The following is a 15,015-nucleotide window of genomic DNA, read 5'->3' on the forward strand; positions in this document are numbered from 1 at the left end:
CCATTGCGCTCAAGACACGAAACGTTAGACAAGCTTGTGAGCTAATCCCCAGATTTCTAGCATGGAGGTATGCGGCACGATATTTGTATGAGGTGGCGATATGGTAGCTACGTCGGTGGTTCAGCAGTCTTCCGTACAGCGGGATCAGCAGCTAGTGCTCTGGCTCGACCAGCTGCGGCTAGAGGATGTGCCGCTGGTAGGCGGTAAAAATGCTTCCCTGGGCGAGATGATTCAGCAGCTCACGCCCCAGGGGGTGCGGGTGCCCTCGGGATTTGCCACCACCTCCTACGCCTATCGCTACTTCATTGAAAAAACCGGCCTCGACGCGCAGCTGCGCCAGGTGCTGAGCGGCTTTGACATCAGCGATGTAACTGAACTTAGGCGGCGGGGCAGAAAGGCGCGATCGCTGATTCTCAACGCCACCTTCCCTGACGACCTCAAGGCGGCGATTCTCGATGCCTACCACCACATGTGCGAAACGGCGGGCCAAAACCTCTGTTTTGACGACGAGTCTTGCCTGGCCGACCACGCCTATACCGAGGTCGATGTCGCCGTGCGCTCCAGCGCCACCGCCGAAGACCTGCCCGACGCCAGCTTTGCCGGGCAGCAAGAAACCTACCTCAATGTCTACGGCGACCAGGCCGTGCTGATTGCCTGCAAAAAGTGCTACGCCTCGCTGTTTACCGATCGCGCCATTTCCTACCGCACCACCAAAGATTTCGACCACTTTGAGGTGGCGCTGTCGGTTTGCATTCAGCGCATGGTGCGCTCTGACCTGGCCACCTCCGGGGTGATGTTCTCGATCGATACTGAGACCGGCTTTCAGAATGCCGTGCTGATTACCGCCGCCTACGGCCTGGGCGAAAACGTGGTGCAGGGCAGCGTCAACCCCGACGAGTACGTGGTGTTTAAGCCCACCCTCAAGAGCGGCCACGCCCCAATTCTCAGCAAGCGCCTGGGCACTAAGTCGCTGCGGATGGTCTACGACACCACCGGCACCGAACTGACCAAAAACGAGCCCGTGCCCCTGAGTGACCAGGCCCGCTTTGCGATCGCAGACGATGACATTTTGCAGCTGGCCCACTGGGCCTGCACCATCGAAGACCACTACACCCAGCTGCGCGGCACCTACAGCCCGATGGATATTGAGTGGGCCAAGGATGGCCTCACGGGTGAGCTGTTTATCGTCCAGGCCCGGCCCGAAACGGTGCAGTCGCAGAAATCGCAGACCGAGCTGCGATCCTATATTTTAGAGGTGCCCGACGGGGCTGAACCCGTGGCCAAAGGCCGGGCCGTGGGCGATCTGATTGGTCAGGGCGAAGCCTGCGTGATTTTAGATATTTCTGAGATCGGGCAGTTTCGCCCCGGTGAGGTGCTGGTTACCGCCCGCACCGACCCCGACTGGGAGCCGATTATGAAGCAGGCTGGCGCGATCGTCACCGACCAGGGCGGGCGCACCTGCCACGCCGCCATTATTGCGCGAGAGCTGGGCATTCCGGCGATCGTCGGTTGCGACAACGCCACCCAGGTACTCACCACCGGAGAACCCGTCACCGTCACCTGTGCTGGCGGCGAAGAGGGGCTGATTTACCGAAGCGAGCTGCCCTACCGGGTCGAAACCACGCAGATCGACAGCCTGCCCGAAACCCGCACCAAAATTATGATGAACGTGGGCAACCCCGAGCAGGCCTTTACCCTGGCCGCCCTGCCCAACGACGGCGTTGGCCTAGCCCGGCTGGAGTTCATCATTGCCAACCACATTCAGGTGCACCCCCTGGCCCTGCTCAACTTTAACCAGCTGCCAGACGGCAACGAAAAGCGCCAGATTCAAAAACTCACCGCCCTCTACGAGCACAAGCCCGACTACTTCATCGACAAGCTGGCCCAGGGAGTCGGCACCCTGGCTGCGGCCTTTTACCCCAAACCCGTGGTGGTGCGACTGTCTGACTTCAAGAGCAATGAGTACGCTCACCTGCTGGGCGGCAGCACCTTCGAACCTGAGGAAGAAAACCCCATGCTGGGCTGGCGCGGGGCCTCTCGCTACTACGACGAGCGCTACCGCGACGGCTTTGCGCTGGAGTGTCATGCCCTCAAGCGCGTGCGCGATGACATGGGCCTGACAAATGTGATTCTGATGGTGCCCTTCTGCCGCACCCCCGATGAAGGCCGCTGGGTGCTCGACGAAATGGCCAAACACGGCCTGGTGCGCGGCGAAAACGGCCTGCAAGTCTACGTGATGTGCGAACTGCCCAACAACGTGATTTTGGCTGACGAGTTTAGCCAGGTGTTTGACGGGTTCTCGATTGGCTCGAACGACCTGACTCAGCTCACCCTGGGGCTCGATCGCGACTCGGCTCTGGTGGCACATCTGTTTGATGAGCGCAGCCCCGGCGTCAAGCGCATGGTGCAGATGGCAATTCAAACCGCTAAGGAGAACAACCGCAAAATCGGCATTTGCGGCCAGGGGCCAAGCGACTACCCCGAGTTTGCCCGCTTTTTGGTGGAGCAGGGCATCGACTCGATTAGCCTCAACCCCGACACGGTGGTCAAAACTCGTTTAGAGATTGCCGATGTGGAGCAGCGGATGGGCTGAGAAGTCACAGACTTGCAGGGTTGTGGCAGAACTCTGGAATTCGTCTGTCACGAAATCCAATTTAGTAAACCCCGATTCATCATCAGGAACTCCGTAGGGGCGCAGCCTGCTACGCCCCTACAAATTGGATGCGACCAAATCTACGATCGCATTCCTCGCCTGCGGGTCATTACGGCAATGTATTCGCCGCTGCGCCCAGAAGGAATGGGGTCTGACCAGGCTACTCTGTCGCTGTAGCCCAGCGCCACCAGTTGGCCAATGGCGTCGGTCACAGCGCCGTAGTCGCCCAGCAGAATGTGCCGCAGGGTCTCCTGGCGGTAGGTGGGTAAAGTAAACGGTACGGGGGAATCATCCCCCGAGGTGGGTTCTAAAAACATACGGGTCTCCGTTTTCGCTAAAGAAAACGGGGAACTATCCAGATCCCTCTTTTTCTCTGGGCCGTGAGGCCAGAGATGTGGTGAAGCAAGAGACGGAACTACAATGATTCCAGTCATCTCAGCTTACTCCGACTAAGGTGGGATGATCAGGGGATTTGAGGAGGGCCAACTCCTCTCTTCCCCGCCCAGAATCATTCCCCGCAGTCTTAATCTGCCAGAAGTGGGCTATAAGTTCAACCGTATTGCCTAACCAATATCTAACGGACTCCTGACACCCCGCTCCCCTCTCTCGCTTGGTCAAGCAGGCGCGGCGGTGACATAGGTAGAGGCTGGATAACCTCTCTCCGGGGTGTTATTCAGCAAAAGTGCTAAATAATACCCCCCAGTTCTATACTTAACCCTCAAATCTTTTGGATGGATAACGCCCGATTACGGGCTTATCCAGAAAAAATGATGTTTAATTCCTTAAGATCCAGGTGTCATCCCGTGGATCCGTTAGATAATCCTGGAGAGTAAGGGTCTTATCCAGCAGATCTTACATTTAATAAATAGTTATACCTCGCGTCTGGACTTTGACTAAATCTTTCCAGTTGGTCAGGACAAAACATTTTTTTGAGAAATCTTTAAATTGTGTTTTCTACAAAATGACTAACATTTGCTAAGTAAGGTGCATTCTCATCTTGAGGTAACTATGCCGGACTCTACACAAATTGGATTTCTTGTCATAGGCGGAATTCTAATTCTGATTGCAATCGTTGGAGGCAACTTTAAGCTATTTGGCGCTGAGGTGGCATCAACAGTTTCTAATAAGTTTCTACGCTTTGTGGCATTCGTTCTTGGGGTTTTTCTGCTTATTTTGGCAGTTGGCTTATCTAGCCCTGAAAGTTTAACTTCGGTATCTCCACAATCAGACATACCTTCTGCTCAATCTTCTCAAACTCCATCAATAGATGAGAGCTTTGTTGGAAGTTGGACTAGTGAAGGTGAAATTGGCGCAACTTATCTTATGAATTTAGACATTTCAAGCGTACAGAATAGTGAGTTGAGTGGAGTGCTGAATGTTAGCAATCTTAGCAGCGGTTACAACATTATTGACTATAGCGTCGTTGGTGAAATTGAGGGAGAGGTTACAACACTTGAAATTTTCGATACAGATGCCAGGCAAGTTGGCAAGGCCGAATTGAGTGTTGAAGATGGGAGCTTAGTGTGGCGATTAATTCGAGCACAAGATGGATATTTTCCAGGTACTATTCACCTTAGTAAAAGGGTGGCTTAGTGATTACAAGAGTGCTGAGAATTGAGCAGCAAAATAGAAGGGTATCCTAACTACCGCTATGAGAATCAGAGTTGGAGACAGGCACAGCGACATAACAAGTCGTTGCAGCGGCGACTTGAAAGCGATCGATTGAAGCACAAGGCTATGGATTGCCGCTGAACTTGGTTGTTAGGCCTATGAAGAGTTATGATACCCAACTCGGATCGTGTAGCCCCGATTCCAAACAGGAAATTGCGTAGGGGCAAACAGCGTTTGCTCAGCCCAACCGGGGGTTAGCCAAGGCAGATTCCGTATGAAAGCTGCTCAAGAGGGCATTTAATTCGGGGAAAGATACTCTTTATTCGAAGAAAGTATGGTGTTAATTCTTCCTGTGCTTGTACAACCAGGTATTCAAAAAGTATTTAATTATACTCTCCAGGCAGATCGGTTTTTATAACGGTAACTCCACCAAATTTCTTTCCTGACATTCTCAGTAATTCGTCACCCGAAAATTCAAAACCAAGCTTTAGTGCTATTCGCGCAACATCATCTGCAGTTGATGCTTGAAGCACCTCGCTCTTGAGTGCAGGTTCAGACTGCATTTTCTTTAAAAACGCTTCGAGTTGATCTAAAGGCATATTTGAAATTCCTATTCTTGTTAATTGCTTATATTAATGAAAGAAACAATTACATGTTTCAGTTAGATTCTACTGTTCTTTTCGGGCATAAGCAATGAGTGGAACTCCTAACTACAAAATTCTTTGTTGAGTCGATATGGTTGGCTCCTTGCATAGTCGGCTTTTAGGGGTTAAGTTTTGCTGCTTTTAGTATGCCTAGTCCTAATTACTCAAAGCATCGGGCGAAAGGTAAATTTGCTGATTTTTTTGCAATTTCTCAGTGAGTCGATGATTTGCGGCTGTTAGGCGATCGCCCCCTTCACTCGGCCAACATTTCTGCCAGCGTTGCCAATACTAGCTGCTGCTCCTCCGGGGCAATTTGCCCTAAATACTTCACCAGTTGGGTTTTATCGATCGTGCAAATTTGGTCGAGCACAATCTGTCTGCGCTGGCCCTTCAAAAACGACCTGTTGCCTTGTACCGCTACGCTACACCAGCAAACAGCGCCTCGTAGGGCTGGGGGTTGGCATTTTCCTGGGCCACAATTTCAACAATTTTGTCGCGCGACTGGGGCAGGTACAGCGCCTCAACACACACCTGAGCGACCTTCTGGCGCGACACGCTGCCCTCAAACAGCGTATCGGCGGGGGCCATAATTAGCGCTCGGCTGTCGGTGTCATCGTCTTTGAGGCCGCCGGGGCGAACGATGGTGTAGGTGAGGCCGCTGGCCTGTAGGTAGGCCTCGGCCTGCTGCTTCCAGTAAAGAATTAAAAAGAATAGATTGAGGGGGTGAAAAAAGCGCGAAACGCACAGCGACGACACCATGACGAAGTGCTCGATGCCGGTTTCTTTGGCGACATCGATCAGGTTTTTGTTGCCCTCAAAGTCGACCTGGTAGGGGGCGGTGGGGTCAAAGCCGGGTCGAGCGCCAGTAGCGGAGATCAAGACGGTGCAGCCGCCGCTAGTGGACGATCGCCCCTCTAGCGTTATCGCTCTGCGAATGCTGTCTTTGTCGGTGACGTCGCCCTCGGCCAGCGTGACTTCGATGGGGAGCTGAGAGCGGGCCGCAGCGGCATCGCGGACGAAAGCAACCACCGGCACACCGCGACTGACCAGCTGCTTCACAATTCTAGAGCCGGTGGCCCCGGTCGCCCCTGCTACAAATGCTTTCACTGCGCCCTCTCCCTGTTGATAACTGGCCTGATTCTACGGAATGACCGCTGAGAAAGGAACCAGCCCTAGGGCCAGTTCTCGGATTCCTGAGATGAAATCGTGATGGGTATAACAGTTCTAAGGGGCACACTTGAGATACAAAGCCTTACGATAGGTGAAAGCTTTGGCGCAATCAAACTATCTGATGTTGTTTAAGCAAGTGGTTGCACAGTGACTCTGGAATCCACACCGTCTGCTCAAAATACCCCCGCTCTGCCGCTGATTACAGCGACCGAGGATGCTGCGGTAGGGCATGAGACGGGTAAAAACTTGCCGCTAGAGGCGATCGCCAGTCAGCCAGTAACCAATCCCGCTGCTAGTGGAGCGCTGGTCTTAGAGGGGTACTTTGCCGGCAAAATGGATATGGCTGCCGACATCGATACAGTGGGGCGCTATCTGAACAGCCATCGGGGCTGGTTTACCCGCTGTGCTCAACCCATGCAGGTGGAACCTATCTCTGACCACGGCTATGCGCTGGTAGTAGGCCGCTTTTCGGTGCTGGGCTATGAAGTAGAGCCTAAGGTTGGCCTGTATTTGTCGCCCCTCGACCACCAGGTCTACCGAATTGACACTATGCCGGTGCCGGGCTACGTACCGCCGGGCTACGATGTCGATTTTCATGCCGTGATGCGGCTACAGGAGACCCCTGAGGCGGTGCCGCCCGCGACAGCGCTGACTCAGGTAGACTGGGATTTAAGCCTGGCGGTCAAAATTCACATGCCGCGCCTGCTCAACTCGGTGCCGCGATCGCTGCTCAAGTCCTCGGGCGATCGCTTGCTCAACCAGGTGGTACGCCAGGTCTCCAAACGACTCACCCGCAAGGTGCAGGAAGACTTTCACCACAGCCACAACCTGCCGCTGCCCGAGAGCTACCGGGGCCACCACTTTTGGTCGAGCTGGGGACGGCGATCGGGCGGCGGTGCCCAGGATGGCCAGACCTAGAGCACTGGGACTGTATTTATCGTATTTATAAATGACGATCGCGGCTCCGAGGGAAACCCTAGGCCGCGATCGCTAAAGACTTGATAACTTGAGGCTAGCCCCAAGCTTTTACCCTACAGATTAGAGATTAGGATCCGGCTGAGGCCTGGAGGTCAGACAGCAGCCGCTGCACAATTTTCATACCGGTAAAGGCCTGCCAGCTAAACAGCCCCACCAGCACCATGTTGAGGCTGATGTGGGTGAGCCGAGCCGTTTCGTTGCCCTTCTGCATGAAGGGCACCAGGGCGGCAGAGATCGCAATCAGGGTGGCCATGCCCAGACCCACCAGCAGGTGAGGCCCCACAAACAGCTTGCCCGCCTCCAGGTAGGTGGCCCCCATGCCGCCTACGGTACCAATCACCATAAACGCCAGCAGGGCAGAGCCCACCTTGTGGTGCTTGAGGGCAAACTTGCCTTTGATCAGTTCTTTGCGGGTTTCGGCATCGGCCAGGCGCGTGCGGCGAGACTGAATGCCCAGATATAGAGCGTAGAGGGTGGCGGCTAGCAGCAGCCACATGGTGATGGGGTGAACAAAGTTGAGCCAGGGTTGAATGGTGTCTAAAGTCATGGGGCTCCGTGGTTGCGTTTTCTGGCGTTACATTTATTTAACAAAATTATAGGAGCACAGATTCTGGCTTGGCAAAGCTTTGGTCAAAATGGAAGGGGCAAGGCAGGAACCTGGCTGTCAAAACAGCGTCGTGCAGGAATAGACCTGTGTATAGCCCCCAGCCATCAGTACACAGGCCACCATACACAGGCTGTACGGCCCCCATTTGTTAAGTAACTAACGCCACTAGAGAAAAAACTTAGGGAGACACCATGGGGCGAACGCAGCGGTTTGTGACAACGCTACTGGCCAGCTTTTTGGGGGCGGTGCTGCTGAGTCAGGGGTTGGGCAATCCAGGATTTGCCGCCGAGCCTGGGGCGCTGGCAGATCGCTCAGCAACGATATCAGCGCCAGCGTTGTTAGCTAATGCCGAAGACACGCTGCGGGTTGACCCGGCCTCGCGGCCCGAAAATACGCTGCCCACGGGCGAGGCCCAGCCGCCCGACGGCACCCTCAAGCTGCCGCCTAAGGAACCTGAGATTCCAACGATTGAGCCGGAGGCAGCGGCTGGGGACGGGGCCGATATCGCCGCGCCCGATTTTGATTCGCCCGTGGGTCGTGCCCTGCTGCTGTCGGGACTGTCGCCCGAGCAGGCTAAGCGCAGCGAAGTGTTGATCCAGGCCGATCGCCTGTACCTGGAGGGCGATCGCGCCGATGCCGAGCTGCTCTACCGGGTCGCCAAAGATCCTGAGTGGTTGGCCGAGGCGGGAACCGAGGAGGCGATCGCTCCCCTCACCGACCCCGCCGAGCTGCCCCCCGCCGGGCAGGTCTACTGGCGCGAGGCCCAGGCCGGGGCTGAGTCGGAGTTCCCCAACCGGGTGCTGGTGCCGCTGGAGCTGCTGGTGAAGAACTACCCCGAGTTTTTGCCGGGGCAGGCCCTCTACGCCCGCTACCTGGTGCAGAACGATCGCGCTGACGAGGCGCTGGGGGTGCTGGAGGGGGCGATCGCTCGCTATCCCTTTAACCCCGATCTGCTCAAGGCCCAGGCCGAGGTGCAAATGGCTCGCCAGCAGTGGATTGAGGCCGCCATTTCCGCTAACCAGTTCGCTATTCTCAACCCCGAGCACCCCGAGGCCGAAGCCATGAGCGCCCTGGCCCGGCAAAACCTCGATCGCTTTCGCGGCGAGATGAACCAAACCCTGACTCGCAACCTGGTGTCAAACATCATCACCGGGGCGGCGGGGTACATTCTCACAGGCGGGCTGCTGGGGCCGTTTAGCGCAATCAACTCCGGCATTTTGATGATGCAGGGCGAAAGCGGCCTGGGCCATCAGGTGGCCGAGCAGGTGAAGCGCCAGCTGCCGATGGTGGAGGATCCTGAAATTCGGGCCTACGTCAACGATATGGGCCAGGAGCTGGCGGAGCTGGCGGGGCGCGACGAGTTTGACTACAGCTTTGAGGTGATCATGGATGACAGCCTCAACGCCTTTGCCCTGCCCGGCGGCAAAATCTTTATCAACGCCGGGGCGATTACCAAGAGCCATTCCGAAGCTGAACTGGCCGGGCTGCTGGCCCACGAAATCTCCCATGCGGTGCTCTCCCACGGCTTTCAGATGGTGACGCGGGGCAACCTCACCTCCAGCCTGGCCTCGTTTATTCCAATTCCTGAGGTGGCCAATATTGCGGCTGGCCTAATTGTGTCGAGCTACTCCCGCGATATGGAGCGCCAGTCTGACATTTTGGGCACTAAGCTGCTGGCCAACAACCGCTACGCCGCCGACGGCCTGCACAACCTGATGATTACCCTTGAAGAGGAGTACGGCAACCGGGGGATTAGCTGGTTTGCGTCGCACCCGAATCCGGGCGATCGCGTCAGCTACCTGAAGCAGCTGATCGACCAGGGTGGCTTTGACCGCTACGCCTACGAAGGGGTCGAAACCCATCTTAAAATGCGCCACAAGATGAGCCGCCTGATTACTGCGTACAAGTTAGAGCAGGGCCTTGAAGAGAACGAGCCGATTAGCGGCCCTAGAGATAGGTAAATTGATTCGTTCAGGGACCGTGGGCGCAGCGTGCTGCGCCCCTACTCGGAGGTGGCCACTTCCTCGGGCAGGGCCTCGCTAAGGGCACGACGGGCGATGCGGGTGACGTAGAGGGTGACGGCCACTGTGGCGACCAAGCCCACAATGCGAATGATCCACTGCACTGTCGCGGTCTGGGGGCCGCCGTCGCCGGTTCCTAATGTGGCCAGGTTGCCCACCAGCGAGCCCAGGTAGACGTACATGACGGTGCCAGGCAGGATGCCGACTGAGCCAACCAAGTAGTCTTTGAGCGAAATTTGGCTCAGCCCCAGCGAGTAGTTGAGCAGGTTAAACGGAAAAACCGGCGACAGCCGCAGCAAAAAGATAATTTTGCGACCATCTTTTGCGATCGCATCGTCAATCGCCTGAAACTTTGGGCTGTTGGCAATTCTGCGGGCCACCCAGCTGCGGGCCACGTAGCGACCCACCAGAAACGCCGCCGTCGCCCCCAGCATGGCCCCAACAAAGACCAAGATGGATCCCTTAACTACCCCAAACACTACCCCCGCCCCCAGAGTCACCACCGAGGCCGGTACAAAGGCGACGGTGATGACGATGTAGAGCAGGATGAAGGCCAGGGGCGCGATCGCCCCTAACCCGTCGATCCAGGCCAGCGCCTGCACCAGCTGCTGCTGGAGAGAGCCAATCAGGGATAGGTCGGTGGCCATCATTGTCGTTTGGGTGACGGGCGTGGGAAGCATGAGCATGAGGGCGATGGTCAGGGGCGCTGCGATCATTTGGATGACCACCAAAGCTAGAGGAAGCACCGTTCCTAAGCCTAGCCGCAGCAAAAAACGCAGCGTGGTGGCCGATACCGGCCGCGATTTAAGTCTAATGGACATAGCTTCAGGTGGCCTTTAGGTGAAATGACAAGGACGACTGGCGAACGGGTTTCGCCGCTCTAGCCCACCCCCTTGCCCTGAGCTGACGATTCCATTCAATCTCGCTCCCCTGAGATCGGCCTGAGAATTGCGTAAGTATCGCTGGGGAGCCATATCAGCCTGTTCTCAGAATGGGCTGTTAGAGTCAGATCAAGTCGTTGAGCCGCCGCTTTTGGCTTTTCCTGTAGTCACGTGTTTATGGCGCATTTTGGGCTTCCACCAGTTACCTCCGTTCGTCACCTGCTGCGGGGGCGCAAAATCGATCCGGGGTCGCTGCAAACCCGCCTTACCGCTGGGGTCGTGCTGGCGTCGCTGGTTGGTATTGGCTCCCTGGCTACCTGGATGGGCTGGCGGATGCAGCAGATTATGCTCAACAGCTATCGGCAGGGTGCTACCCTGATCGCCGATCGCCTGCAGGAGGACGTGCGCTACTACAGCGACATGATGCCCCCCCAGGAGGCGTTGAACCGGGTGGTTGAGTACAGGGCTACGGGCGACCTAGCCATTTGGGTGGAGACGGCTGCGGGCGATTCGCGCGACGATGTCCGGCAGCGCCTGGCCCAGTCAGAGGCGCTCACCATGGGCTCGTGGCAAACCTCGGGCGTGAGCGATGCCCTGCTCAGTATGGCTGTGCCCATGGGGGTCAAGATCGTGCCCGTGCAGGGCTGGCAGCTTGTCGTCTGCGCTAGCCCCCTCAATTTGCCTGGGCTACCGCCAGCCACCCTATACATTGCCGACGACATCACCGCCGAATACCAGGGGCTACAGCAGCTGGTGCGGATGCTGCTGCTGACCAGTCTGGCGCTGATCAGCCTGCTGTCGATCGCCTTTGCCCTCTACATTCGCCGCACCCTCAGCCCGATTCGACGGCTGAACCGACTGGCGAGCCAGGTGACCGCTGACACCCTCGATCGACCTCTCAACCTGGAGGCCGCCCCCACCGAACTGCAGGAACTGGTGCGCAGCTACAACCTGATGCTGGCTCGTCTGGCCAAGGCCTGGGGGCAGCAAAAGCGACTGGTCAACGACATCTCCCACGAGCTGCGCACGCCGCTGTCGCTGGTGCAGGGCTACTTAGAGAGCACCCTGCGGCGGGGGCAAAACCTGACCGCCGCCCAGCGGGAGGGGCTAGAGATTGCCGCTGCCGAGGCCGACCGCACCATTCGCCTGCTGTGCGAGATTCTCGACCTGGCTCGCCTGGAAAATGGTCAGGGAGCGCTCCAGCTAGAGCCTACCGACTTGCAGGAGGTGATTCATACGGCGGTGGCGATCGCAACCACAGCCCAGCCCAGCTCTCAACCTCGGGTTAAGGTCAACGCCTGCGCCCCGGCGATCGCCACTGTTGACCGCCAAAAGCTCTGCTCGGCCCTGGTCGAGCTGATCGACAATGCCCTGCGCTACGGCGACTCGCAGCAGCCGGTGCAGGTTTCGCTCACAACTCAGGAGGGCTGGGCTACGATTCAGGTGCAAGACCAGGGGGCGGGCATTCCGGCCATCTGCCAGGGCGATATTTTTGAGCCGTTTTACCGCGTGGATGAGGCCCGTTCTCGCACCAGCGGCGGCACCGGGCTGGGGCTAACCCTGGTGCGATCGCTGGTAGAAGCGATGGCGGGCCAGGTTAGCGTTCAGTCGCAGCCCAACTGCGGCAGCGCATTTACCCTTCGCATACCGATTTGAACTGGAGACACCCATGAGCGCCCGTATTTTAGTAGTAGAAGACGAAGAAAAGCTGGCCAAGTTTGTGCAGCTAGAGCTGTCCTACGAAGGCTACGAGGTCAGCGTGGCCCACGACGGCCTCTCAGGGCTGATGGCCGCCCGGGACCAGGCCCCCGATCTGATTATTCTCGACTGGATGATGCCGGGGCTAACCGGGGTCGAGGTCTGCCGCCGCCTGCGCCAGACCGGCACCGTCACGCCGGTCATTTTGCTCACCGCCAAAGACGAAGTCAGCGATCGCGTGGAGGGGCTCGACGCCGGGGCCGACGACTACGTGGTCAAACCCTTCAGCATCGAAGAACTGCTGGCTCGCGTGCGCGCCCACCTGCGCCGCATCGAGCCCCAGGATGCCGAGCTGTTAGTGTTTGGCGATCTCACCCTCGATCGCCGCAGTCGCGAGGTGCGGCGGGGCCAGCGAGCGATCGAGCTCACCGCTAAGGAGTTTGACCTGCTCGACTATCTAATGACCAACCCGCGCCAGGTGCTGACCCGCGATCGCATCCTGGAGCAGGTGTGGGGCTACGACTTTATGGGCGACTCCAACATCATTGAAGTTTACGTGCGCTACCTGCGCCTCAAGCTCGAAGCCGAGGGCGAAAGCCGCCTGATTCAAACCATGCGCGGGGTTGGCTACGTGCTGCGCGACTGAGCCCCGGCTGTCGCCAACCGGGGCCTGTAGGGTAGGGAGATTGTGTAGCGAGATCGCGGCTAAAGTGCCGTCATTACCTTTAAAAACTCTTCTGACAAACAGGCCGTCGAAGCGCTCTTTTGACGAAACAAAACCCCGGCCAGAAAATATATTCTCTCTGAAAAGAAGGCCTGCCGCCTGCGCTTGAGCTTTGCGATCGAGTCTCTTACTTTAGGCTCGCAGCTGTAGTAGCCAAACTTGAGCGGCGTAACCATAAAATCAACCACGTCATACCCCAGTTTGAGCGCGTGATTTACCGTATCGACGGGGTTTGAATAGGCTGAAATCATCAGCATGACTTGTTCGCAGCCCTGGGCAATCAGCTGCTTGGTAATGGTTGCGCCATCGTCGCCGCCGTGCAAAGACGGCATGTAGAGCTGATTGTCAGGCGCGGGCAGATAGGGAGGGTTGGCAATCAGGCAGCGCGCCTCTGTTACGGAGCCCTCAAAAAAGCAGTGGTTGTGAACCTGGTAATAAGGCGTCAGCCCGTACTGCTCAATTCTGAACTTGGCCAGTTGATAAGCGGCTGAGTGTAATTCGTAGCCCTGAATTGCTCCTTTGAAGGAGCTTCTCAACAGGGCCTGAATGACCGGGCTACCATCCCCAGACCCAAACTCAACGATTGGGCCTGCTGAGGTGCTTTGAGACAGCACCATTTTCTCTAAACACTGGGCATAAAACTGTGATTCTTCAGGGCAAAAGAAAACCTGATGGGGGGACTGAACCTCAACCGCAGGGTCGGAGGTCAACAAGCTTTTGTTCATAGCAGGGGTTTAGTAAAAAGGTTAAAGAATGCTCGTAAGTTAGGCCGAGTAAACACGGGGTAGGGGAGTAGGCGCTTGCTGAATCTGCTGAATAATGGCTTGGCCAGCCCGTTCTCCAATCAATTTTTCCTGGGCGTATCCCAGCACAATTTCCCAGGCCTGCTTGGGGTATTGTGCTGCCAGCGGCAGGGCTACGTCCTGTAGCATCCACAGACCGTGGCGCTCATCTTCTCGAATGTGCAGTTCCCAGTAGCCTGAAGACTCTTCACTCAGGTTCAAGCGCTGGGCCGCCATCAGATAGTCGGTATAGATAGACGGACCGACGATTTCAAAGTAGGTTAGACCACCGTTGTAGCGCAGAAAATGCTGCTTGCATTCGGTCAGCAAAAAGTTGTGGTTAATGCTGGCCAATAGCTGCCAGGGAGCCAGATCAAAATACCCTTCAGGGGTAGTGTCGAGGTCCATTTCGGCCATCATTTTGGCGAAGAAGGTGGAGTGCTTACGGGCGAGACGACCATTGCCGTATTCCTCCATTAGCACACGAATCAGCATGGCCTGAACTTCGTTACTGGCTCCGCCCAAAATGCGCGACATGCGGCTGGCTTCTACTAGGCCATCCAAGGAAGTAATCGCCAGCAGCCGTCGGTAGCCCTCGCGATCGAGGTCTTCGCGCAAGAACCGTCTGTTTTCGGTGATGGGTGGGTTGAGGTCGGCTTCGTACCAGTCGCTTAGCGTCTGCTGCACATCCTGCTGCTTCAGGTTTTCAACGTCTAGCTGCCCTAGTTCCCAGGCTTGCCAGGCAGACTCAATGCGATCGCGCAGCCACTGCAGGTAGAGCGATCGCTCGTTTTTGTAGTGCTGTAGGTCGTCGTACCAAAAGAGGTTGAGCCGATTGATCCGGTACAGAATGCGCTGTAAAAACCGATGGGCTGATGCCTCGCCGGGTTCTGAGGTATCGCCATAGGCCATTGACAGCGCGGCGGCGATCGCAGCTTCTAGTGCCTCAACACGTTGGGGAGATTGGCTAACCTGCTGGTCAAGATTTTCGAGCTTGAGCAGATCAATAAAATCGCTCTCTACTGCCCTGAAATCGATTGCTTCAGGCGTTGAAAAACTGCGGCTTGGGGAGTCTTTTCCCAAGTCTCGGTTGTTGACGGCGGCAAACATAAAGGTACCTTAGAAAACTCTTCCCATTTGGTCATCAATCGATTTATCTTTAGCAAATCGGCGCATAAATCAATCGACGAACTAGACCTGCTAATCGTTCGGTGGACATAATGTAACTGTAGCTACCAAGCAGAGC

At 56.6% G+C, this 15,015-nt stretch carries 13 protein-coding genes and 1 pseudogene; 6 read left to right on the top strand and 8 right to left on the bottom strand.

All coding sequences use genetic code 11. The features are described from left to right. Positions 1–100: 100 nt before the first annotated feature. Positions 101–2,593 (top strand): phosphoenolpyruvate synthase, encoded by a 2,493-nt coding sequence (gene ppsA / locus ACQ4N7_RS00740; protein ID WP_430709706.1) that lies wholly within the window; start codon positions 101–103, stop codon positions 2,591–2,593. 140 nt (positions 2,594–2,733) lie between these two features. Here the strand turns inward: ppsA and ACQ4N7_RS00745 are convergent, their stop codons facing one another. Next, a complete protein-coding gene (locus ACQ4N7_RS00745; protein WP_430709707.1) occupies positions 2,734–2,970 on the bottom strand; it encodes a hypothetical protein in 237 nt (78 codons plus the stop codon). A 691-nt stretch (positions 2,971–3,661) separates the two neighbouring features. Here ACQ4N7_RS00745 and ACQ4N7_RS00750 point away from each other — a divergent pair. Continuing rightward, entirely contained in the window at positions 3,662–4,246 is a 585-nt protein-coding gene (locus ACQ4N7_RS00750) for a hypothetical protein (RefSeq protein WP_430709708.1), read from the top strand. Positions 4,247–4,647: 401 nt separating this feature from the next. On the opposite strand, the gene ACQ4N7_RS00755 is transcribed toward ACQ4N7_RS00750, so the two are convergent. The 3 genes and pseudogenes from ACQ4N7_RS00755 to ACQ4N7_RS00765 form a co-directional block, all read right to left on the bottom strand. Then, positions 4,648–4,863, bottom strand: coding sequence for a Nif11-like leader peptide family natural product precursor (locus ACQ4N7_RS00755; protein ID WP_430709709.1), 216 nt, complete (start codon positions 4,861–4,863; stop codon positions 4,648–4,650). A gap of 298 nt (positions 4,864–5,161) precedes the next feature. Beyond that, a pseudogene (locus ACQ4N7_RS00760) lies at positions 5,162–5,314 on the bottom strand (type II toxin-antitoxin system PemK/MazF family toxin); the annotation flags it as partial. Between the two features lie 11 nt (positions 5,315–5,325). Continuing rightward, positions 5,326–6,015, bottom strand: coding sequence for an SDR family oxidoreductase (locus tag ACQ4N7_RS00765; protein ID WP_430709710.1), 690 nt, complete (start codon positions 6,013–6,015; stop codon positions 5,326–5,328). A 210-nt stretch (positions 6,016–6,225) separates the two neighbouring features. On the opposite strand from ACQ4N7_RS00765, the gene ACQ4N7_RS00770 reads away from it, so the two are divergent. Next, complete coding sequence (locus ACQ4N7_RS00770) at positions 6,226–6,996, top strand: DUF1997 domain-containing protein (protein WP_430709711.1); 771 nt, start codon at positions 6,226–6,228, stop codon at positions 6,994–6,996. 127 nt (positions 6,997–7,123) lie between these two features. Here ACQ4N7_RS00770 and ACQ4N7_RS00775 read toward each other — a convergent pair whose 3' ends face one another. Then, on the bottom strand, positions 7,124–7,603 hold the full coding sequence (locus ACQ4N7_RS00775; protein ID WP_430709712.1) for a DUF4079 domain-containing protein: 480 nt from the start codon (positions 7,601–7,603) through the stop codon (positions 7,124–7,126). Positions 7,604–7,854: 251 nt separating this feature from the next. On the opposite strand from ACQ4N7_RS00775, the gene ACQ4N7_RS00780 reads away from it, so the two are divergent. Next, on the top strand, positions 7,855–9,624 hold the full coding sequence (locus ACQ4N7_RS00780) for a M48 family metalloprotease (RefSeq protein WP_430709713.1): 1,770 nt from the start codon (positions 7,855–7,857) through the stop codon (positions 9,622–9,624). Positions 9,625–9,665: 41 nt separating this feature from the next. Here ACQ4N7_RS00780 and ACQ4N7_RS00785 read toward each other — a convergent pair whose 3' ends face one another. Next, a complete protein-coding gene (locus tag ACQ4N7_RS00785) occupies positions 9,666–10,400 on the bottom strand; it encodes a TVP38/TMEM64 family protein (RefSeq protein WP_430710055.1) in 735 nt (244 codons plus the stop codon). A gap of 342 nt (positions 10,401–10,742) precedes the next feature. Here ACQ4N7_RS00785 and ACQ4N7_RS00790 point away from each other — a divergent pair, with 342 nt between their 5' ends. Then, positions 10,743–12,221: a sensor histidine kinase gene (locus tag ACQ4N7_RS00790; protein ID WP_430709714.1), complete on the top strand. Its 1,479-nt coding sequence runs from the start codon at positions 10,743–10,745 to the stop codon at positions 12,219–12,221. Positions 12,222–12,234: 13 nt separating this feature from the next. After that, the gene (locus ACQ4N7_RS00795) at positions 12,235–12,909 is read left to right on the top strand and encodes a response regulator transcription factor (RefSeq protein WP_430709715.1); all 675 of its coding nucleotides are present in this window, start codon (positions 12,235–12,237) and stop codon (positions 12,907–12,909) included. A gap of 59 nt (positions 12,910–12,968) precedes the next feature. Here ACQ4N7_RS00795 and ACQ4N7_RS00800 read toward each other — a convergent pair whose 3' ends face one another. Further along, complete coding sequence (locus ACQ4N7_RS00800) at positions 12,969–13,712, bottom strand: SAM-dependent methyltransferase (protein ID WP_430709716.1); 744 nt, start codon at positions 13,710–13,712, stop codon at positions 12,969–12,971. 39 nt (positions 13,713–13,751) lie between these two features. Next, positions 13,752–14,879: an iron-containing redox enzyme family protein gene (locus ACQ4N7_RS00805; RefSeq protein ID WP_430709717.1), complete on the bottom strand. Its 1,128-nt coding sequence runs from the start codon at positions 14,877–14,879 to the stop codon at positions 13,752–13,754. Positions 14,880–15,015 lie beyond the last annotated feature (136 nt).

Origin of the sequence: Nodosilinea sp. AN01ver1 (assembly GCF_050565655.1) — a bacterium.
Classification (GTDB): domain Bacteria; phylum Cyanobacteriota; class Cyanobacteriia; order Phormidesmidales; family Phormidesmidaceae; genus Nodosilinea.

Excerpts from the sequence above, each read along its gene's own strand:
- ACQ4N7_RS00795 (WP_430709715.1), top strand. The coding sequence starts at position 12,235 with ATGAGCGCCCGTATTTTAGTAGTAGAAGACGAAGAAAAGCTGGCCAAG.
- ACQ4N7_RS00800 (WP_430709716.1), bottom strand. The coding sequence starts at position 13,712 with ATGAACAAAAGCTTGTTGACCTCCGACCCTGCGGTTGAGGTTCAGTCC.
- ACQ4N7_RS00780 (WP_430709713.1), top strand. The coding sequence starts at position 7,855 with ATGGGGCGAACGCAGCGGTTTGTGACAACGCTACTGGCCAGCTTTTTG.
- ACQ4N7_RS00805 (WP_430709717.1), bottom strand. The coding sequence starts at position 14,879 with ATGTTTGCCGCCGTCAACAACCGAGACTTGGGAAAAGACTCCCCAAGC.
- ACQ4N7_RS00785 (WP_430710055.1), bottom strand. The coding sequence starts at position 10,400 with ATGATCGCAGCGCCCCTGACCATCGCCCTCATGCTCATGCTTCCCACG.
- ACQ4N7_RS00750 (WP_430709708.1), top strand. The coding sequence starts at position 3,662 with ATGCCGGACTCTACACAAATTGGATTTCTTGTCATAGGCGGAATTCTA.
- ppsA (WP_430709706.1), top strand. The coding sequence starts at position 101 with ATGGTAGCTACGTCGGTGGTTCAGCAGTCTTCCGTACAGCGGGATCAG.
- ACQ4N7_RS00755 (WP_430709709.1), bottom strand. The coding sequence starts at position 4,863 with ATGCCTTTAGATCAACTCGAAGCGTTTTTAAAGAAAATGCAGTCTGAA.
- ACQ4N7_RS00745 (WP_430709707.1), bottom strand. The coding sequence starts at position 2,970 with ATGTTTTTAGAACCCACCTCGGGGGATGATTCCCCCGTACCGTTTACT.
- ACQ4N7_RS00790 (WP_430709714.1), top strand. The coding sequence starts at position 10,743 with ATGGCGCATTTTGGGCTTCCACCAGTTACCTCCGTTCGTCACCTGCTG.
- ACQ4N7_RS00775 (WP_430709712.1), bottom strand. The coding sequence starts at position 7,603 with ATGACTTTAGACACCATTCAACCCTGGCTCAACTTTGTTCACCCCATC.